This window comes from Cupriavidus sp. GW822-FHT02D05, from assembly GCF_058802485.1.
On record NZ_JBXAOE010000006.1, the window covers coordinates 278,960 to 299,316 of the forward strand.

Annotated in this window: 12 protein-coding genes and 2 pseudogenes; 5 read left to right on the forward strand and 9 right to left on the reverse strand. The window is 60.3% G+C overall.

Annotated elements, in window-relative coordinates; translation table 11 throughout:
- Positions 1 to 197: 197 nt before the first annotated feature.
- A complete protein-coding gene (locus AC1RQK_RS10740) occupies positions 198 to 3,317 on the reverse strand; it encodes an AAA family ATPase (protein WP_492809037.1) in 3,120 nt (1,039 codons plus the stop codon).
- On the reverse strand, positions 3,318 to 5,075 hold the full coding sequence (locus tag AC1RQK_RS10745; protein ID WP_492809039.1) for a hypothetical protein: 1,758 nt from the start codon (positions 5,073 to 5,075) through the stop codon (positions 3,318 to 3,320).
- A 419-nt stretch (positions 5,076 to 5,494) separates the two neighbouring features.
- Between AC1RQK_RS10745 and AC1RQK_RS10750 the strand changes: the two genes are divergently transcribed.
- On the forward strand, positions 5,495 to 6,694 hold the full coding sequence (locus AC1RQK_RS10750) for a Fic family protein (RefSeq protein ID WP_492809041.1): 1,200 nt from the start codon (positions 5,495 to 5,497) through the stop codon (positions 6,692 to 6,694).
- A 982-nt stretch (positions 6,695 to 7,676) separates the two neighbouring features.
- Here AC1RQK_RS10750 and AC1RQK_RS10755 read toward each other — a convergent pair.
- The 5 genes and pseudogenes from AC1RQK_RS10755 to gabP form a co-directional block, all read right to left on the reverse strand.
- A pseudogene (locus AC1RQK_RS10755) lies at positions 7,677 to 7,847 on the reverse strand (IS110 family transposase); the annotation flags it as partial.
- A gap of 191 nt (positions 7,848 to 8,038) precedes the next feature.
- Positions 8,039 to 8,389, reverse strand: coding sequence for a hypothetical protein (locus AC1RQK_RS10760; RefSeq protein ID WP_492809043.1), 351 nt, complete (start codon positions 8,387 to 8,389; stop codon positions 8,039 to 8,041).
- Positions 8,390 to 8,622: 233 nt separating this feature from the next.
- Positions 8,623 to 9,126 (reverse strand): helix-turn-helix transcriptional regulator, encoded by a 504-nt coding sequence (locus AC1RQK_RS10765; RefSeq protein ID WP_492809044.1) that lies wholly within the window; start codon positions 9,124 to 9,126, stop codon positions 8,623 to 8,625.
- 789 nt (positions 9,127 to 9,915) lie between these two features.
- Positions 9,916 to 10,200 carry a hypothetical protein gene (locus AC1RQK_RS10770; RefSeq protein ID WP_492809107.1) on the reverse strand — a complete coding sequence of 95 codons (285 nt, stop codon included), beginning with the start codon at positions 10,198 to 10,200 and terminating at the stop codon, positions 9,916 to 9,918.
- Positions 10,201 to 10,634: 434 nt separating this feature from the next.
- Positions 10,635 to 12,011 carry a GABA permease gene (gene gabP / locus AC1RQK_RS10775; RefSeq protein ID WP_492809045.1) on the reverse strand — a complete coding sequence of 459 codons (1,377 nt, stop codon included), beginning with the start codon at positions 12,009 to 12,011 and terminating at the stop codon, positions 10,635 to 10,637.
- Between the two features lie 1,387 nt (positions 12,012 to 13,398).
- Here gabP and AC1RQK_RS10780 point away from each other — a divergent pair.
- The 4 genes from AC1RQK_RS10780 to AC1RQK_RS10795 all read left to right on the forward strand — a co-directional run bounded on the left by AC1RQK_RS10780 (position 13,399) and on the right by AC1RQK_RS10795 (position 17,678).
- Positions 13,399 to 14,019, forward strand: coding sequence for a hypothetical protein (locus AC1RQK_RS10780; protein ID WP_492809047.1), 621 nt, complete (start codon positions 13,399 to 13,401; stop codon positions 14,017 to 14,019).
- Positions 14,020 to 14,150: 131 nt separating this feature from the next.
- Entirely contained in the window at positions 14,151 to 15,008 is an 858-nt protein-coding gene (locus AC1RQK_RS10785; RefSeq protein WP_492809048.1) for a DMT family transporter, read from the forward strand.
- A 22-nt stretch (positions 15,009 to 15,030) separates the two neighbouring features.
- On the forward strand, positions 15,031 to 16,626 hold the full coding sequence (locus AC1RQK_RS10790; protein ID WP_492809050.1) for an amidohydrolase family protein: 1,596 nt from the start codon (positions 15,031 to 15,033) through the stop codon (positions 16,624 to 16,626).
- Positions 16,626 to 17,678 (forward strand): CobW family GTP-binding protein, encoded by a 1,053-nt coding sequence (locus tag AC1RQK_RS10795; RefSeq protein WP_492809052.1) that lies wholly within the window; start codon positions 16,626 to 16,628, stop codon positions 17,676 to 17,678. Before AC1RQK_RS10790 ends, AC1RQK_RS10795 begins: the two co-directional genes overlap by 1 nt.
- A 79-nt stretch (positions 17,679 to 17,757) precedes the next feature.
- On the opposite strand, the pseudogene AC1RQK_RS10800 reads toward AC1RQK_RS10795, so the two are convergent.
- Together AC1RQK_RS10800 and AC1RQK_RS10805 are read right to left on the reverse strand one after the other, a co-directional pair.
- Positions 17,758 to 18,923 (reverse strand): annotated as a pseudogene (locus tag AC1RQK_RS10800) (branched-chain amino acid ABC transporter substrate-binding protein).
- Between the two features lie 15 nt (positions 18,924 to 18,938).
- Positions 18,939 to 20,240 (reverse strand): MFS transporter, encoded by a 1,302-nt coding sequence (locus AC1RQK_RS10805; RefSeq protein WP_492809053.1) that lies wholly within the window; start codon positions 20,238 to 20,240, stop codon positions 18,939 to 18,941.
- Positions 20,241 to 20,357: the final 117 nt, after the last annotated feature.

Here is a 20,357-nt window from a genome sequence, read left to right on the forward strand (position 1 = left end):
CGTGTGTTCGACAGGCAGAAGCTCAGCGTTTGAGCCAAGGGCCAACACCCAGATGGCTTGAACCGCCTCAATTCCAGCCAGAGCTGAATTGCTAAAAGGTCCGCGTCGCTGAGTATCTTGGTGAAGCGCTTCCGCGAGTCCGCGCTGATTCGACCAAATTTATTGCCGAACTTGCGAACAAATTCGGCCGCCGTCGACTAGATGAGGATCGGACCTGCAGCCAACTCACGTACAAGTTGAATTGTCCGGAACGATTCCCCGAGGAAGCCAAACTTCCGCGCAAAGAGCGAAGCTAATCGAGTGTCTGCCGTCGCAAAGAAAATTTGCCGATTCGAGTTCACGGCCAAATCGCGCAAGTAGTCGAGGAATGACAGTGCGTTCAAATCGTCGATATGTGCAATCGGGTCGTCAATCAAAATGACCGGCGGCGCCGTGGTCGCGCTGCGATTCATCGCCAAGAACACGGACAGCGCAAAAGCTGCACGCTGCCCGGTGCTTACCTGCTCAAGCGTACGTCTCTCGTGTGAGGCGGATGTTTGGAGGAACACATCTCCCCGCCCAACATATTCGTACTCGTTCGGAGCATGGATGCGACTGAAAATCTCATTTATCTGAGAACTGATGGCGTCCAACGATTCTTGCGTTGCGCGCTCAAGTGAGCATTCCGTGCGGAGCAGTTCCAAAGTTTCTTTGGCGGCCTGATAGTTTTCCGCGTGTTCCGAAGCTCGTGTCAACTGTCCACTTAGTTGCTCAACCCGCTTGACGAGCGTGGAAATGCTCTCCGACGCCGTGCTTTCAATGTTGGCGGCCTGCATCGCCTCCGAATGGATTCGAGCGGCGCCAACCATCCCCCCGCTCAATTCAGCAAGGGGTATGCCGCCGTCAATATCCATGAGCCCTTGCAAAGCGCCAATTCGACTCTGAACCGATGCGATTTCGCCTTGCATGATCACCAGAGACTGCATGCCAGCGTTCTCTTGCGCTCGCGTCATCCAACCTTCCACGGTGGCTGTAGTGCTGATTTCTGCAAGCTGTCTTGAAAGGTGGTTGATCGATTCGAGATTCTGAGCTTCAAGTTTCCGAGCTGCAGCTGCAGCTTCAAGAAGCTTGCCGCGTGCTTCACCAATAGCTCCCGCATCGAGCTCCGATTCTGGCGAGAGCAGCATCGTGGATAGCGCGTTCCGAAGGAGGTCGTGCTCGTTCGTGGTCATACCGGAATTGGCGAGCTGCTCCCAGTCCTTGTTGGCTGCGACAAGTTCAGAGTCGGCCTGCGCTAGCCCGGCTTTCAGTTCTACCAGTCGAGTGGGAATCGCTGCGCAGACCGCGTCTGGTGCTAGGTCGATGGCCTCCGCAATCCTCTGCAGAAACTGGAAGAAACGGACCCAGCCTTGAAGATGTTCGAGATTTTTCCGAGCCTCGGCAAGTTGGGCAATAACCTCTGTGAGTTCGTTTGATTGTCCAAGCGTGTCGGTGATTTGGTCGACGAGAGCATCCAATTCCTGAGGCGAATACTTGGCCCGGCAGATGGGGCAATCATCTTTCGGATGGCCGGCGTCGAAGGAAGCCTGCGCCGCTGCTCGCAGTTGGCGTGCCGCTTGCGCGCGCGCAGACGCTGCCTTTCCAAAGTTGGCGGCCAGCCTCTCCAAATTGGTCACCTGGGTAGTGGCGCTCTGAACTTCCACGTTCGCACCACGAAGGGCGGATTCCAGCGACACGGCTCCGTACTCTTCAGGCACCTCGGGAATTTCGCCATTCGCGTACACGCCGAGTTGGCCCAGTGCGGTATCGGCCACTGCTTTCGCGTTCGTGACACGGGCATGGGCGACGGAGAAGCCGCTATTCACGTAAGTAAGCCAACGGTCCATGGTTTGAGAGGCACGCTCACTGGCGATTGCCTGCTCAGCAAGCCGCTTCATCTCCTCTGCATACCTTTCTCGCTCAGTTTCGAGCGGACGAGCCTTGGCAAGTGCCAAGTCAAGTTCCCGGCCGCGCGCCGTAATTGCGTCTAGAGACACTGCGGCTGAACCGGCTGCGAGCACCGTTTGAAGATGGCCGAGCGCTTCCTGGAGGCCCTTTGCTTCTTCCGCTGTAGCGAGAGGCGTTGTAGCTCTGGGGGCCTTCCACCGAAGCCTATCCAAGGCGGCGCGGAACGCCTCTGTGAGAGCTTTGCCGTTGGAGGGCCGACTCTGCAAGTCCTTGAGCTCCTTCTGAGCAGCCTCGAGCTTCTGCCGACTCTCGTCGACTCTCATTGTTGCCCGCACATGGGCGGTTTCGACCTCGGGCGAAATCTTGCCGAGATAGTCCCAAATCGTCGAGGCATCCGCACCGACGAGCAGGCGACTCAAATCATCCGGAATCTCCGACGGTTCGAGTTCCGTCGAGAGTCTGAACGCCGCGTCGGTGTCGAGAAAGTTGTATCGGGTGAATGCACCCAGAATCGACTTCGCGAATCGTTCGTCCCGGTTGTACCAACTGAAGCAGCGCGCCCTGATGCGCGCGGACTCCGTGGAGGCGGACAGTGGCACGATGTTGCCGACCAACGAGCCAGCAATCTTCGGTGTTACTGCATTTCCCTGCCTGCGGTTTTGCCCGCAGTAGAAGTATTCGACGGCCTCAAGCAGAGATGTCTTGCCAGTGCCGTTGGGTCCAACGATGAGGGTGACCTGGCCGAAGGTGTACGACTTACCGTCGTGGACTGGGCGGAACCTATCAATCGAAATGGACGCAAGCCACTTCTGGGCGAGCGGCTTGTCGGCTGGATTGAGCGCCAGGGTCCTGTCGGCAACGGGCACGCGCTTGGCGGACCGAGTGCCAATGCGCTCAACGACGTCCTTCCGCGTGGGACGGTCGAGCAGTTCATCCAGGTCGGCGGTGGCGAGGCGCTTCTCCCATTCGGCAACGACGTTGAAGTCCTTGCCTGCGGTGCTTGGTGTGAAGTGCTGGGCTGCGCTCAGCAAAGCTTCGAGTTCTTCTTCGGAGACGACGCGCTTGCGGGCGTATTCCTTGTCCGACTCAATCGCTGCCTTCGCTCTCTCGAAGCCGTCATGGCTCAGCGACTTCGGGCCGGCAACGATGTAGAGGTACTTGTTCCATCGCAGGTCACCAGGCGTGCCGAAGAAGTCGTCGCCCAGAATGCGCTCCTGGAAGTCATGAAGCTCGCCGGCGCGGCCAACCACGTTGTCGGCAAGGTCGACGTACGCAATGGCGTAGCACTTGCCGTCGTGACGGCGCTCGGCGCGTACCACTGCCTCCTCCACGTCCTTCACCTCTCCCAGAAGTTCCACGACCTTCTGGCGAGCCGATTGAAGTTCTTCCATTTAGAGCCCCTCGGTGATAGACGTGGCGCTGCCACCGTCATGTGTGATGTCTGTGAGTTGCGGGATTTTCGCGAACTCTGGCTGGCCGTCAATCGTGTGATAGCAAACCGCGATGCGGTGCTTGTGATTGTCGTTGTTCTCGAGTCGCAGAAGCTCGAACGCCGCATCGCTCACGTTGCGCACGGTGTCAGGGTTCGGGTCCATGCCCAGGTACGCCACGAACGCGGGCTGCGAACCGTCCTTGAACACGTTGGTGTGAGGGGAGTCAGCCTGCCACATGACTCGCGCGCCACCGCCGGCGAGGTCGAGAATCTGACGCGGCAGCTTCTGCGTGCTGAGGATGGCGTTGAGCGCAGCAACGCTCTTCACTCGACTTTCTCGCGCGTTTCGCGCCGGGACGTCGCGGTCGAGGCAGAGGGTTGCGCGACGCACGATTTCGTCCTCGCCCAATTTGCATGCGTCCAGCTCACCAGCCTTGAACCAGTTTACCTTGCTCTTCGCGAGGCCACAGGACAGTGCGATGGCTCGCTCCACCTGCAGTCGGCTTTCCACGGACTTCAGGCTCGCGAAGGCCGTTTCAACGTGAGGCGTGAGCGCGAAGAGTTTGGAGAGGCCTGGGTCCGGACATTTGGCGTCGGACGTCCATTCCTGATGCTCCTCGTCCCAAGTGTACCGGTAATCCACCTTCGGTCCGAGATGGTTGTCGTGCACATAGGAGCCAACCTGAGCGACCTTCGCGACCGTCAGTTCGAACGCCGCCGCGCTGAAGTGAAAGTGGAGCACGTGGCGGTGCTTGATGTGCCTTGAGTAGTAGAGGCCAAGCCGCTCGTTGTTCTCGACCTCGTCATCATTGGATGAGCAGCGATGGTCGGAGATGTACCATGCCGAGCCGCTCTCGTTCTTCCACGTTTCATGCTTCCCGCCAGGTGCGTCGTACTGAACCATGTTCTCAGCCCAGTTGAGGCAGACGATGTCGCAGTTGTTCAGGTCCTTGTTCTTGCTGAAGGTGTCGATGCGGTATCGCAGGTAGTCGGTGTGCCTCGGCTTTGGATTCAGCTGAATGTGGATGAGCGTCGCGAAGCGTGCCAACTTGCTGCGGACCTTCTCGTCGGCCGAGACGTTGAACGCGTCGGAGCAGATGATGGTCGAGAGAGCGAGCTCGTCGCCTGCGCCCTTGAACTGGTAGATGACACTTCCACAGCGGAGGTTCTTGTTCTCGAAGAAGTGCGGGTCGCGCGACGAAATCGTCTTGAACTGCAGGAGGACGACCCGGCGGTTGTCGCCACCGTTGTCCTTGGTGACAAAGCAGTACGCCACCGGGTCGTAGTAGATGCCTTGGACGGCAGCGGCCGTGTCCTTCTCGAAGACGACATCGCAATACCCTGCGCAGTCCGCTTCGAATTTCTCGAGTTGCACCGGGGTCATGCTTTCGCAGCCCAATACCCATAGGGCTCCAACGGCCGGGAAAGTGGCTCCCTGAACACACTTCAGGAGCGTCTCGATGGGGAGGTAGTACTCCGGCGTGACGACGAGATGATGTCCCTTCGCAGTAGCCAGCTCAAGGAACTTCGTCGCCTGCGTGTCGGCGAAGGCGAGGTCGAGCGGACCAATGCGAGTGTTGTCGGCCAATATTGGGCCGGCAGGCTGGAGCAAGATCGCGCGATACGACTGGTCGTTCGGGTTCAGCGCATCAAGCGATGGATTCGTGAGTGAGCGAGCCTGAAGCACGCCTTCCACGTCACGGATGGAAATAGTCACAAGGCCTCCCTACAGCGCCTATCGCCTTCTTTTTTGTTGGCCGCATCATACCAGTCAGTTGCTGATTGGGAGGCGAGAAGGCCCGGCCATTGAGGCCGTCGCGCACACAAAGCGTCCCGGCCACCCCAAACCGAACTTCGGTGAACTTCCGCTTTCTGGCCGTGCCTGCGCGCCGACGCGCGCTCTCCAGCGCGCCAGCCAAGGGTGCCCATTGGGGTCGGGAACAAAATTCTGCAAAAACCGGGAACAAATTTATGCAAACCGACGGGAGGACTCCATCTCCCCCGGGCAAGCCGGGTCATTTGACATAACGCCCGGTCTCGGACACAACAAACAACACGCACATGTGGCGTCGAACGTGAGCCGCAAATCTTGAAAAGCGGCGCACTATGTGAGCCGAATATGGCAAAATGCGGCTCATGAGTACGAATTCTTCCTGGATCTGGCGCCGCGCAGAATGGCCTGACTTCATTTATGACGCGCAGATGATCGCGCCTGACTTGGCGGAGGCCTACCGGATGCACGGTGTCGTCGAAGGCAAGGCCATGGCCATTGGCCTTGGAAGTACCAGCCAGGTCGCGCTGGATGCGCTATCCGATGAGGTGGTGGCCACGGCCGCCATTGAAGGGGAGCGCCTGTCGCTCGATGTTGTCCGGTCGTCAGTGATGAGGCGGCTTGGCTTGGCGACGTCGGGGCCCACCGACCGCCATGTCGATGGTCTGGTTGGGGTCATCAGCGATGCCACAACAGCGTTTGATCTGCCCCTGGATAAGGACCGCTTGTACCGCTGGCAATCTGCGCTATTCCCTGGCGGCACGTCCGGCATCCACCGAATCGCCGTCGGCCGATACCGCGACCATGATGATCCGATGCAAATCGTAAGCGGTCCGCCAGGCCGTGAGGTGGTGCATTACGAGGCACCCCCATCAAAGGACGTGCCAGCGCAGATGACGCGCTTCCTCGCGTGGTTTGCTGAATCCTCGCCTGCGCAGGCCTCGCCGTTGACGTCGGACAGTAAGCTGATCGATGGCTTCGCTCGGGCTGCTATTGCGCACCTATGGTTCGAGAGCATTCACCCGTTTGAGGACGGCAACGGCCGTATTGGGAGGGCCATCGTTGATATGGCCATGGCACAGCATCTGCGACAACCGGTGCGCTTCTACAGTCTTTCGCGGCAGCTACTGACCTCGCGCTCGGCGTATTACGACGCCCTCAATCAAGCTCAACGTGGTGACGCCGACGTGACATCGTGGGTGCAGTGGTTTGCGCGCCAATGCACGGTGGCATGTCATGCCGCGAGCCAAGTCATCGACCAAGCGATCGAGAAGAGGCGCTTTTGGGAGACGTATGAGGGCAGCGGGATTCATGAGCGGCAGCGCAAGGTGCTGCAGCGCCTTCTCGACGACGGGGACGGTGGCTTCCTGGGCGGCCTGAACGCTGAGAAGTACATGAAGATGACCGGCGTCTCAAAGGCCACGGCTACACGCGACCTTTCGGAGATGGTCACGGGCGGGCAATTGTGGAGCCACGGTGTGGGTAAAGCGGTGCGCTATTACATCAACGTGCCGGGGTGGACGCATGGTGTAGCTATGGAGCCCGATCCGGGTGAGGCCGTATAGCCACTTCTCCGCACGACCTGCGATACGCTAGCAGCACCCACTTGGCGGCGATTGCAGCAAGTGTCACGACGGGGCACCGTCAAGACAAGGAAGGTGCTACAAACTTGGTCAGCAGCCCTGAGAAATCAACGCTTGAAGATGTCCTGGGTCCTGAGAGGGGTCATCGAATGGAGGGGACTTCCACAATACCCACGGTGACAATGGGCATGGGGCTTCCCCTCCTGTGGTCGTGATGGCGTTTGCGCCTCGATGCCGACTTGCGGCTTCCACCGCAGCCTCGGGGACGATCTGGCCAAAGACGCGTTTGCCGTTCATGGGGTCGATGCGGCAGGCAAAGGACTTCTCGTCAAACCGAGAGTTACCCGTGATCAGTTGACCATACCCCAACGCACGCGTCGTGATGAGGCATCGGGCACGGGAGGCGCCCCCCGTATATTGGTGTCGCAGTAGGAGACGTCAAGAGGCTACTGGGTCTACAGGTGGATCAGGTTAGGCGGCCGGAGAATAGAATTGCTGCGCAGCGGACGCAGTGCTTTCCTCCGGACCGCATCCGATTAACCCGATCGAGGAATTGGCGCCCTACAACTGGAAACTCTCTGGCGCGGCCGGAGCGGCATAGACCGTGGCGTCGACGTCGCCCTTGCCGGTTGCAGCCTCAGCGACTCGGCATTGAACCGCGGCCGCGCATCAATGGGTAATCGTCCTTTTCGGGATCGCTTCAGAAATCTATGGTCACCCCCATTTTTGCAAGACTGATTTTCGATGTCGTTGTTGGCTTGTGTAAATCTATTCGGCGTCGTCCTGGGGATGGCTCCCCGCGCCACGATGAGATTCGCGCCTGGCGGTCCTAAAAACGGAAGCAGTCTCGAAGACTTGTTTTCTGAACAGGTTCGCCGTCAGGCCACTGTGCCGTTCACGTCATCAATTTTCAGTCGTCGCAAAACCAGTTGGGTGATCTGTAAAGCGAAAGTAGAGCCAATGTTTAGGCCGAAGAAGCCGTCGATCCCGCGGCGAATACGGAGTTGCGGGCAGCGATTGCCCACGCCGTCCGAGCCAGCTTGTTGGTCAGCGCGCAGGCGACGACGTTGGAATGCCGCCGCGCAAGCAACTCCCGGACCCATTCGGCTAGGCGGCCGGTGCGCTTATCAAGCTGTAGCGGCCGTTCGGTAAGGCCGTGATCGATTTTCGGGGCATTTTCTTCAGAACTGCCATGTGGTGTCACACAACGAGCGATCCGACCCGCCGCGGCGAACCGGATTGTGTCAATCCCGCAACGGCGTGGCACCGTCCTGAGACATCCTCGTGTAGTCTCGCTGCCAATCACCTCCTGCTATACGGTCCAATTTAGCCATAGGGCAAGACCTCCAAATTGCAGTCCGAGCCGTCGGCGTCGGCGCCATCCTTGTGATCGTCGCCGTTGCCTCCCGGCAAGTATATCTGCGAGTCGCTGCTGAGGCTGGCATTGCCGGCGGTGAGGAGGATCCCGCGGCGATGATGTTGATCCGATGCGAGGCCATGCACAAACGCCTGCAGAATCGACCTATTTCCGAAGACGTTGTGGATGCTGACGAGACGCTGCGTGCCCGGTGTATGGAGTCCTGAGCTGCCGCTTCCCTCATCGCCAGAGCACAAAAAGCTACCGCATTGCGGCTTAGTCAGTCCCCGCTTTGGCGCGATCACCAAGTCGAGGCCCATTGCTCGAATGGAGGTACAGCCAGGTGCACGTTCGCCAAGCCTGAAACTGCGCAACAAGCTGTTGCACAATTGTAGTCAGTGCACTGACGTAGAAAGCGAGAGGGTATCGGACAGGACCGTCTCGCGCCCGAAGGTCCAGAACGGCTCAATACCCCCGTGCTTCCTGACCTCCGCCATCGGCGTGGAGGCGTGAGGGAATAGGCTTCCCCAGATGTCACCCTGAAGCTCAATCTTCATGCCCACAGTCCTCCGCGTGTCGCCGTCAATGACTGCGCGAGCCGTCTGAGGTTTTTCCAAATGTCGGCCGGTTTCCGATGCTGCTTCGCCGCCACCTCGGCCACTACCTTGGTGACGAGCTGCAGTGGCGCCTCATCCAGGATCTGGGCTACTTGCGGCCGAAACTCCGCCGACACCTCGCCAGTGGCCAGCGCCCATTCAAGCTGATCAGGTGTGAGTTCGCCGGCGTAACTGACGTTTGCGCCCTTTGCGGCCATCCATAGCGCGCGGGTCGGCGTGCCCCTGGCCTGGCGGTCGGCTTCGGGATCGTACACATCAAGCGCCAGGCCGAGGACGTCCATCAGCCGGCCCAGCGTTTCGAGCGTGGCGTTCACGGTTCCATGCTCGATGCCGTTTAGGGACTGGCGCGACAGTTTGGCCATATCCGCCAGCTGCTGTTGGGTCAGGCCGAGGGCGATCCGCTTGTGTTGAATCGTATTACCCAGGAGGGCAGGGTTCATGGCGAGAATTTCCGATCGATTTGTCAAGTATAGACGACACAAACGGACAAAGTTTCATTCGACAATTGACATGCTGTTTTCAGCACACGCTTTGATCGGAGCCGGAGATGGAGATCACGTCCATAGGCACCATACGTTGAGCGATCGTTCAATATTTTGTGTTGTTCATACATCACGAACAAAAGGAAAATTGAACAACACATTGTTCAATACTAGACGGCGTTCAGATTTGATGAACAAGTCAAAATACTGAACACACGGACATGGCTGACAGAGCAACCCACGACACATCGTACTAAGGCGGCAAAACGTCTGCCATCGCTATGAAGTCGACTGGAAGAGTTCGATCAGAAGCGCGACTGCGCTGACCCTAGCACGCGCCAGATCGGCCGGGCGCGGTCCCCGGCTTCTTGTTACGCAGCACCTCACTCCGTATTTTGCAAATCAGTGCAGGGAAATCGGGTTGCAGTTCATCGACACGGCTGGCAATGCACACATTGATGCGGATGGCCTTTATATATCTGTCAGCGGCGAGAGAGGCGAGGCATTTACTTGCTGATCTTCCGGCACCTTCGAACAAAGCAGGAATATGAACAGGCTCCCCGATCGCTCCACACCGCCTGCCTCAAGGTGGGAAGGTCACCTGCTGCGCTTGGTCCCAGCCCTTGCGACGCTGCGCGACTATGAAAGAGCCTGGCTGGCGAAGGATCTGTTCGCCGGGCTCGCGCTTACCGCGGTCATGATTCCCGCCGGCATGGGTTACCTTCATCGGGATACTCATAGCGCAGCTCATCCGACGAGAACTGGCAAAGATTGGCGATGTGCTGCGATTCGGTCAGCAGCCGGGCGTGAGCGCAGGTGCTGCTCTGCGTTGGGGATCAGCTGATACCCGCAATCGGACACGGCCTTGCCCAGGCGGATGGCGCTCAGCACGTCATGGAGCCGCTTGCGCGACCGTACGTGCATCGGCACGTGGCCTGTGGCCACCACGCGCAGGTGATTGGCCGCGGCGGCTTCGATCACGCCTGCCCGATGGATGTCATCCATGGCGCGGTACAGCAAGGTCAGGCTCATCCACGCGCGACCTGGAAAGGTGGCCGTGATCCGTTTCGTGGTCGCGCAACCCAAGCGCTCGTTGGAGCGACTCGCCGGCCAGCAAGGAGGACTTCCAGCGCTTGGGAGTACCGGAAGACGAAAGGCAGATGGCGCAGGCGCCCGCTGATCTCTTCTGAATAGCGAAGGATGGACAATCAGCACCAGCTCGGAGGACCGTTGGTATTGGTACGGCGTGGGGGGCTTACCGCCGACAATGCAACGTTCGCGGTCGCAGCGCGAAAGCCCGTTGTCTGGGCGGAGCTGTCGTTCGAATGGCTCTGCACAACTCCAGCTTTGGGGTGGGACACTTGGCTTCCATTCACTGAGCGGAGTTCGAGAGCAGAACGCGATAGGAATATTGGGAGGCTCGCCAATTCGTCCCGCCGCTGTTGAGCCTCTCGTTAGGAGATCTGCTACGAGACAGCGACCGCTGTACGATTGACCTGCCAGCCGCGCCAACATCCGGCGGCGACAACTATGACAGCTAGTATCCCGGTGGCACCAACTTCGTAACGATGTTCCGGCCGCAGCATCATGAGTACCAGAACCGCACAGATGAAGATGATTACTACCCAGCTTAGCCAAGGAAATCCCCACATCTGAAATTCAAGATGCATGCCGAGTCGCGACGTCCGATATCGCATGCGAAGCTGCGAAATTGCGACAACCAAGTAGACCAGCAACGCAATGGTACCGGATGAGGCCATCAGTGTTGCAAACACGTGCTCCGGAACTACGTAGTTCGCAACCACCGCTAAGAATCCGATGGCTGTTGACCCAAGCACGGCGTAGACCGGTGTACCTTGAGCATTTGTTTGTGCCGCTGCGGCGGGCGCATCCCCACGACTCGCGAGCGAAAACAGCATTCGCGATGCGGTATAGAGCGCGGAGTTCAAGCAACTCGCGACAGAAACAAGAACAACTGCATCGACGATGAGCTTCGCATACGGGATCCCAATCAGTTCAAGCGTTCGCTGGTATGACCCGTGTGTGGGGAGTAGCGGGTCTTGCCACGGTACAAGTGAGACGACGATAAAGATCGATCCGAGATAGAAGATACAAATGCGCCAGATTACCGAGTTCGTGGCCTTGATGATCTGCCGCTTGGCATCTGGTGACTCTGCCGCAGCGATCGTGACTACCTCCGTTCCTACAAAGCTAAACATCGTCGTGAGCATTGCGGCGAAGACCGCGCCCAGTCCGTGAGGCATGAACCCGCCTTGACTGGTCAACTGCGAAATGCCGGATACCTCGCTGCCATGTATCAAGCCGAGCACTGCGGCGCCACCCACAGCCAAAAATGCAACAATTGCGACTACTTTTAGTAGCGAGAGCCAGAATTCAAACTCACCGTAGTTACGGACGCTAGCCAAGTTGGCGCAGGTCAGCAAAAAGGTAACCGCGAGAGCATAGACCCACATGGCGATGCTTGGGAACCACGAGTGTAAGATCGTGGCGGCGGCATTCGCCTCGAGGGGAATAACCAAAACCCAGAACCACCAGTACAACCAGCCAATACTGAACCCGGCCCACCTGCCTATTGCCCGATCCGCATAAGTAGAGAATGATCCAGTGTCTGGGGATGCGGCGGCCATTTCCCCAAGCATGCGCATAACCAGCAGCACTAGTAGACCGGCGAACATATAGGCAAGCAACGCCGCCGGGCCAGCTTCAGCGATTGCGTGGCCTGAGCCAACAAAGAGTCCTGCTCCGATCACTCCGCCAATTGATAGCATTGTGATGTGTCTCTGCTTTAGTCCGTGCGCAAGCGAATGCCTTGAATTGTTCATCTAGTCTCCTTTGAACGGTGCTTATTATTGTGGCCATCACTGGCCCTAGTGACTTCGAGGGCAGAAGGCAAACGACTCAACCGATGTGAGCAATCGATGGACAGAGCCCCCGGAGCGATGAAGAGGCTGGCAAAAAGCAGCGCAGCTTTGAGCAGATCGACAAGATGCTTACGTTCACGGACCCGCAGATTCTCCTTGCTTCCGTGTGCCATCTAGGCCTGCAGCGAAACAGCATCGACTCAATCCGAGTAGAGCCAGAGAAGTTAATTTATTCCGAACATGCTACAAACGAAGGCCCGCATTGGCTTCGGTTTGAGAGTAGGAATGACGGGATACGCAGTGCTATGAATAGGTGGTATCCGTCAGGATGAGAGGCGTGATCAGAGATACGATCAATCCTGGAGAGAGCGCGTCAGCACATCATCATCGGGCTCGGAACGAGCCTATACCATGTAGTTCTTTACGGTCGCTCTTGTCCGTAACGAGCTTGTCTTCTGCGCAAACTGTTCGGTGTGAATCCCCCCACAGCACGCCGCACATCTCGCGTCATAAAATCCAATCGATTTTTCAGATGGCTGCATGAGGCGGCGAGCAACGTCAACGTTTTCAGCTTAGTCGGTTATGCCGCCGGCTCACGCACCGGTGACCTGGTGGGCGTGAGGCTCAGCGTGGCCGAGGTCGGTATGCGCAAGCAACGCTGACTGCATCGAATTGGCAAAGGTGCAGGGCATGGCAGGGATAGGCGACCCTCACTCAAAGAATCTGGCGGCCGAACAAGCAACGGTGTAACCGGCCGCCAGTCCACCAATTTTCGCGTTTGGTCGGGGATTGCCCGTGGTGCGCGTGCTTACCAGGCTTGCGGTGAAGCTGCCACCAAGGCGTCAAAGCGGCTCACGCCGTGCGACGCCTTCGTGGCAGTGAGGCGATGATAGACATCGAAACTCACAGCCGCATCAGTGTATCCGTAGCAGACGGCGGTCCCATTGTGCTACGTTTGGCAGGAGTTTCGCCGATGCTGTTCTACCAGCGTGCAGCTACCCGACGCAAATGCGCGTCTTGGCCGTGGCCGGTAACCTGGCCGGTGTTCGGCGACATCCTGTGAGATCCCGGGCCCGCCTGCACCTGCGCCATCGCGTGGCGCCATCAGAGAATGCCAACTCGATCCGGGCCTTACCTCGCCGGTCGAGCCGGTACCACGGCCAGCACGACTGCCTTGGGTAGTGCTACCGCAGCGCATGTGATGCAGTTTGATCCCCCGGCTATCGACGGCACTAGGCAAGATAGTATGGTCCGTAGGATAGAAGGCTCCGCGATTCATATTGTCCGTTGGAAGTGCTTGGCGCGCGTCGCATCTATGCTCTTTCCATCGACAACGTGGAGGCCCGCTATGAATCGACGACAATTTTCCACCGGGAGCGGATTGGCACTGCTTGCATTTGGTGCGCTGGCGCAAGAGAAGACTGGGATCCGGCCACAGCAGACCGACGTGGCCGGCGTCGACAGTACGCTGGCGGGCCAGGCTGCGGCGGCCGTGCGAGGTGGTGAGTCGGTGCAGGACGCCTTTGCCCGCTTTGCCGCAGTCGCCGCAAAGGCGATGCCTTTTCTCCACATGACCGCCCTGGTCGCAAAGGCGCCTGCGGTGAACGGCGCAGACGGGCCAGGTGACGTGCGCCGACTCTATTCCAGCGTTCCTTCGGCCTATCCTGTGGGGGGCTGGAAGCATCTCGGGGGTAGCGAATGGGCGGATCATGTCCTGCAGCAGCAGCGCGTACTGGTTGCCGCCGGCGATGTCGCCCTGGCTCGCTACTTTCCTGATCACGCACTGCTGCGCTCGCTTGGCACGCGCACGCTGGTCAACGTGCCAGTGGTGGTTTGCCGTCGAACCGTAGGGGCATTTGCCTTTCTATGCCAGGACGAAGGCGTGCCGCCTACCGCACTTGCGCAGATCGTGTCACTGGCACCTAGTGCTGCTGCAGTGTTCGTACTGGGCGCAGGGGAGCAGGCGTGAATGGGGAGGCCGCTACCCTGCTTCAGGGCGTGCCGGAGGCTGCCACGACCATAGCTGGGGCGCAGAAGTCGAATGCCGAGCTGAATGACGCCGACGCTTCTGGCACTCCCAGGGTCCGAGCGTGGCTGCCCATGGCCTTGGCGGTCTGCGCGCTCTTGATCTGGAGCACGCTCGCCGTGTCGGTGGTCAGCTTGCTCGGTCTGTCGCCGCTGTTGACCACGGGCGTGGCCTTGGCTGGGGGCGGCATCATCGGGCTGCCATGGGTTGCCTGGAGGCGGCTGGAGCCGGGTGCCGTGCTAGTGGGCAGTCTGGCCATGTTGGGCTATCACGCGCTCTACTTCTTGAGCCTGAAGACCGCCGATCCCGTCGCGGCCAACTTGCTGCACTATCTGTGGCCGCTGTTCATCATTTTACTGACACCGCTCATGCTGCAAGGCTACAAGCTGACCCGATGCCATGTTGGCGCCGGCGTGCTCGGCTTCGCCGGTGCGGCCGCCTGCCTTGGAGCGGTACCGGTGTTCGGTGCCGGCGCAGGGGTCGGTTTTGCGCTTGCACTCGTGTCGGCGCTGATCTGGGCTTATTTCTCGGTCTGGTCGCGGCGCTTCGCCGAGGTACCCACGGCCACCGTTTCTCTCTACTGCCTGCTTGCCGGCTTGGCTTCGCTTGCAGCCTATGCGGTGCTTGGCCAGCTTCCTGCGTACGACAAGCTTGCGCTGGGCGGTGGGATGCCATCGCTGGCCCCCAGGCATTGGCTTACCCTGGCGTACCTGTCGCTCGGACCGCTGGGCGGTGCCTTTTATCTGTGGGACTACGCGATGAAGAAGGGCAATCCTCATCAGGTGGCGCTGCTGGCTTATGCGGTGCCGGTGGTGTCCACCCTCTTCGTCAGCTTGTTCCTTGGCCGCGGCATTGATGTTGCCACGATGATCGGCGCGGTGCTGGTCACGGTGGCGGTGAGCATCGGCAACCGCGCCGGCCCGCGGAGCTGATATCAACCTGGAAGGGACTGACATGGAAAAAACAAAGCCGGCTGCCATTGAGATCGGCGAGGAAATCGTGGCGGGGTTCGCCAAGTACGGGCTGCCTGGCGTGGCGCCAGCGCGCAGCCGCGATCGTGGCCTGGGACCGTTTCCTCGCATGGTCCTGCGGGCTGCTACATTGATCGACGGCACTGGCGCCCCCCCCTGGGGCCTGGTCGACATTGTGGTCGAAGGCAACCGGATCGCCGACATCGTCAGCGTCGGTACACCTGGCTTGCCGATCCGTCCCGAGCGCAGGCCGCCGCAAGCGGAACACGAGATCGATTGCGAAGGTCGCTTTGTCACCCCTGGTTTCGTCGACAGCCATGCGCACATCGGCGCGCCGTTCCACGCGGCAAGCGGCAACATGCCGGGCGCGGACTACGTGTACAAGCTATGGCTGGCACACGGCGTGACTTCCGTCCGGGAGGCTGGTTGCTTCAATGGCCTGGCCTGGACGCTGGAGCAGAAGGCCGCCTCGGCTGCGCACCGCATCGCGGCACCGAGCCTGTACGCCTATGCCTATTTCCCGGCCATCAATGACTACCTGAAGACCATCCACACCCCCGCCGCCGCACGCGAGTGGCTGCGCCGGCTGGCCGACAAAGGTGCGGACGGCGTAAAGTTCTTCGGTGCGCCCCCTGCGGTCATGGAGGCCGCGTTGGACGAGGCGCGGAACCTTGGGCTGCGCACCTGTTGCCACCATGCTACGTTGGCGGTCAGCCGCATGAATGCGCTGACCACGGCCCAGTGGGGCCTGACCAGTTCGGAACATTCCTACGGTCTACCGGAAGCTCTGTTCGAGGACCGCACTGTCCAGTCATTTCCCTCGGGCTATCACTACAACGACGAATACCTGCGCTTCGCCACGGCGGGCACCACCTTCTTGCAGGCTGCACAACCCGGCAGCACGAAATGGGAGCAGGTGCTGGACGCCTTTCTTGCCGCCGGGCACACGTTCGTGCCCACCATGAACGTCTACGATGCCAACCGCGACCTGATGCGTACCCGCCGCGCCGACTGGCACGCGCGCTTCACCGATCCTACGCTGCTGAAGTACTTCGAGCCGCACCGCGGGGGCCATGGATCGTACTGGTATCGGTGGACCACGCAGAACGAAGTCGAGTGGCGCGAGACCTTCCGCCTGTGGATGCACTTCCTGCGCGACTTCAAGAACCGCGGGGGCCGCGTCTGTGCCGGCAGCGATTCGGGATTCATGTACCAGGTCTACGGATTCGGCTTCGTGCGCGAGCTGGAACTGCTGCAGGAATCGGGCTTCAACCCCCTGGAAGTGCTGCGCGCCGCAAGCTACCACGGCGCGGAGTTGCTCGGGCTGGAGGCGGAAACCGGGTCGGTCGAGGTAGGGAAGCGTGCGGACCTGCTGGTCCATGACAGCAATCCGCTCGACGATTTCAAACTGCTCTATGGCACGGGTGCGCTGCGGCTGGACGAGGTGCGTCAGCGCGGTCATTGGCAGCGCTGCCTGCGCACCACCATCAAGGACGGTATGGTGTTCGACACCCAGGAACTGCTGGACGACGTTGAAGGGATGGTGGCAGCGGCAAATGCCGCCGAGGAGAAGCAGTAATGGAAGCGCCGGCCGAGTTCGTAGTGCTGTCGGGCTTCCTCGGCAGCGGCAAGACCACGCTGCTGGGCGACCTGTTGGCCGCCGATGATGATGGCCGCACGGCTGTCATCGTCAACGACGTGGGGCAGGTCAATATCGATGGTGCGCTGATCGCTGTGACCGCGGGCGTGCCAATGGCCACGCTTAGCAACGGCTGCGTCTGCTGCAGCCTGACCAATGATCTGCAGTACACCATCGAGGCCATGCTGGAGACGCGGAGGCTCTCCGGCGCCGCGGGCTTCCGGCGCATGATCCTGGAGTGCAGTGGGCTATCCGATCCCAGTTCGGTGTTGCGCAGCCTTTCCGAACTGGCGCACTTGCACATGCGCGTGCGTGTGGTGACCACCTATGCCTGCGACAGGCCAATGGCGGATCAGGAGGAGTTCGGTCTCGCTGCCGCACAACTTGCCGCTGCCCACGTGATCGTCCTGACGCGGATGGATGTCGCCGACTCCGAACAGATCGGGCAAGCTACGGCGTTGGTTCGAGCACTAGGCCCCATGGCCGCGCTGGTGGCTGAGCGCGACCGGCACGGACGCGCTCAGCGTGCCTTCGACGAGGCTGAGGTAGGGGAGGCCACGCTCCCGCGCAGTCCTGCTGCCTTCCTGGCGGAGGGTACGGTTGGCCATCCTCGCATCAATGTGTACGCACTGCAGTGGAATGGCCCGGTTGCATGGCCATTGCTCGCCGCGTGGCTGGAGAACCTGGCCGGTTACCTGGAGGCGCGGTTGCTGCGAGTCAAGGGGCTGGTTGTGGTGGAGGGATGCGACGAGTTGTTGCTGATCCAGGGTGTGGGGCAGCATTTCGATACGCCGCGGCGTATCGGCGCGGATGATCCATCCACCGGCAGTATGGGTGGGCGGCGGTCGAACCTTATCATCATTGCCCGCGATACTGAGTTGACGGAGATCCGCGACATCGGGCCGGCGCTGTCGATGCCGTGCCGCCTGTCGATGATCCGATCGCCCGGCGCCGGCAGCGCTCCGGTCCGGCTGGCGCGGCTGCAGGAGTAGGCCAGACAAGTACTGCAAATGAAGAAACGCCGGACGGGATACCCGCACGGCGTTTTTCATTTGCAGCCCGGCGTAGGCTTCAGCGGCCCGCGAGGCTTTCCAGCGGCTGCCACTTGCCCGACACCACCTTGTAGATCGTGATGCCGCCTTCCTTCAGGTCGCCATGGCTATCATAAGAGATTTGCTGCGAGGTGACGCCGGCTATAGCGGTCGACGCCAGCGCGGGCAGGTAGCGGTCCGGCTCGGTCGATCCCGCCTTGACCATCGCCTTCATCATGGCCATCGCGCCGTCGTAGGCATAGGGCGAATACGTCTGCACCGGCGATCCGAAGCGCTTTTCATAGCGTTGGCTGTAAGCCTTGCCGCCTGGCATCTGGTCCAGGGGCAAGCCCGCCAGCGAACAGATGGCACCTTCTGCCGCCGTGCCTGCGAGGCGGATGAAATTGTCGGTCTTCGACATCTCGCCCGAAACCAGCACCGATTTCATGCCCAACTCGCGCATCTGCTTGGCCAACGGTGCCGATTGCGCCTCCGCGCCGCCGTAAAACACCACGTCCGGGGACAGACGCTTCAGGTTGGTCAGCACTGCCTTGAAGTCGACCGCCTTGTCGTTGGTGAATTCGCGACGCACGATAGCGCCGCCCGCCGCCCGCCGCCCGCCGCGCGCGCAGCCTTCTCGAATTCGTCTGCCAGGCCTTGTCCATAGGCCGTGCGGTCGTCGATGATTGCGATCTTCTTCGCCCCTAGCTTGGAGACCACATAGGCCCCCACCACGCTACCCTGCTGGGTGTCCGAGGTCATCATGCGGAAGGTGGTCTTGAAGCCCTGGCGCGTGTACTCGGGCGCGGTGGCCATGGAGATCTGAGGCACGCCGGCGCGGCTATACACCGCCGATGCCGGGATGCTGGTGCCGGAATTGAAGTGTCCGAGCATCCCCTTGATGCCGCCATCGACCAGCTTCTGCGCTACCACCGAGCCAGTCTTGGGGTCGGCCTGGTCGTCCTCGGCGGCGAGGGCAAAACGGACCTCGCGTCCGCCGATCATGGGGTGGCTGGCGTTGAAGTCCTCCAGTGCTAGCGTCACGCCGTTCTGCATGTCCTTGCCGTACTGTGCCTGGCCGCCGGTCATGGGTGCGGCAAAACCAAGCTTCACTTCCTGGACCTGCGCCAGTGCGAACGAGCTGGCCAACGCCAGCGCGGCTGCGGCGCAGGCGCTTAACGTGATGCTTCGATTGCAATTCTTCATTTATTCCTCCTTGTCTTATTGATGGGCGGTGCTACGTACGCGGTCACGGAATCCCAGCGTTACGCCGAGGAAGCTGACGGCTGCTGCTGCGATGACATAGATAGCCGGCGCCATGGCGCTGCCGGTGGTGGCGATGAGCCAGGTGAGAATCAGCGAGGCGAATCCGCCGAAGGTCATCACCGCGACGTTGTAGGCAACCGAGAGTCCGGTGGACAGGATCTTGGTGGGGAAGATCTCCGAGAACGCGGCGAGGATGGGGCCGGTGTATCCGGCAATCAGCACGCCGAACACTGCCTGGAACAGGATCAGGTTGAACTGGGTCGGCGCCGACACCACCAGCGCGAACATCGGATAGGCGATCAGCAGGATCCCGCCGGAACTGAAGGCCAGAAGCTTGCGGCGTCCGATGCGGTCCGACCAGGCGCCGACGAAGGGAGACAGTACGGTGATGATGAGGCCGCCTACCACGCCGGCGATGAAGGACATCGACTGCGGCATCTTGAGCGTCTTGACAGCGTAGGTCGGCATGTAGAACAGCAGCACGTAGATGCAGACCGTCCACAGGATCACCATCGAGAACGTGGTGAAGGTCTCGCGTGGATAGTTCAGCAGCACTTCCGTGAAGGGCTTTTTGACCTTGTCCTTGTTGGCGAGGAAGGCCGGGGTCTCGTCCACGCCGCTGCGGATGTAGAAGCCGATGGGGCCGATCAGGATGCCGAGCAGGAAGGGCACGCGCCAACCCCATGCCTTGACCTCGGCGGGCGTGAGCCACAGCGTCAGTACCGTCCCCGCGAGCGCGCCGAGCACCACCGCGAATCCGATGCTGCTCTGGATCCAGCTTGCGTAGTAGCCCTTCTGGTCCTCGGGTGCATGCTCGGTCAGGAAGGCCGTGGCGCTGCCCATTTCCCCGCCAGCCGAGAAGCCTTGCAACAGGCGCGCGATGATGATCAGCACAGGTGCGCCGATGCCGATCTGTTCATACGTCGGTGCCAGCCCGATCAGTGCCGTGCCGGCCGCCATCAGCAAGATGGTCAGGGAGAGAGCCGCCTTGCGGCCCACGCGGTCGGAATACATGCCAATCAGGATGCCTCCGATCGGTCGGACGACAAAGCCGACGCCGAACGTGGCCACCGAAAGCATCAACGAAGTGAGCTCATTGCCGGTGGGGAAGAACAGTTGCCCGATGGTGATGGCAAAGAAGCCATACACCATGAAGTCGAACCACTCGAAGCCATTGCCCAATATCGTCGCCGTGATTGCGCGCCGCCGGCGCCTGGCCTCGTCCGGCGAGGCCGCTATTGATGCTGTCATCTCCATTTTCGTTTCCTTTCCTCTGGCAGTTTCGATTTCCGCCGGGCACTGACGATCCTGACCGGCCTGTAGCGGCTGCTTGCAGCGCTGTATTGCATTCAATAGCAGTGCGGATGGCATTCC

Bases quoted from the DNA above. Each gene is read 5' to 3' on its own strand.
- AC1RQK_RS10740 (WP_492809037.1), bottom strand. From the start codon at position 3,317: ATGGAAGAACTTCAATCGGCTCGCCAGAAGGTCGTGGAACTTCTGGGA.
- AC1RQK_RS10750 (WP_492809041.1), top strand. From the start codon at position 5,495: ATGAGTACGAATTCTTCCTGGATCTGGCGCCGCGCAGAATGGCCTGAC.
- AC1RQK_RS10760 (WP_492809043.1), bottom strand. From the start codon at position 8,389: ATGGGCCTCGACTTGGTGATCGCGCCAAAGCGGGGACTGACTAAGCCG.
- AC1RQK_RS10765 (WP_492809044.1), bottom strand. From the start codon at position 9,126: ATGAACCCTGCCCTCCTGGGTAATACGATTCAACACAAGCGGATCGCC.
- AC1RQK_RS10770 (WP_492809107.1), bottom strand. From the start codon at position 10,200: ATGAGCCTGACCTTGCTGTACCGCGCCATGGATGACATCCATCGGGCA.
- gabP (WP_492809045.1), bottom strand. From the start codon at position 12,011: ATGAACAATTCAAGGCATTCGCTTGCGCACGGACTAAAGCAGAGACAC.
- AC1RQK_RS10780 (WP_492809047.1), top strand. From the start codon at position 13,399: ATGAATCGACGACAATTTTCCACCGGGAGCGGATTGGCACTGCTTGCA.
- AC1RQK_RS10785 (WP_492809048.1), top strand. From the start codon at position 14,151: ATGGCCTTGGCGGTCTGCGCGCTCTTGATCTGGAGCACGCTCGCCGTG.
- AC1RQK_RS10790 (WP_492809050.1), top strand. From the start codon at position 15,031: ATGGAAAAAACAAAGCCGGCTGCCATTGAGATCGGCGAGGAAATCGTG.
- AC1RQK_RS10795 (WP_492809052.1), top strand. From the start codon at position 16,626: ATGGAAGCGCCGGCCGAGTTCGTAGTGCTGTCGGGCTTCCTCGGCAGC.
- AC1RQK_RS10805 (WP_492809053.1), bottom strand. From the start codon at position 20,240: ATGGAGATGACAGCATCAATAGCGGCCTCGCCGGACGAGGCCAGGCGC.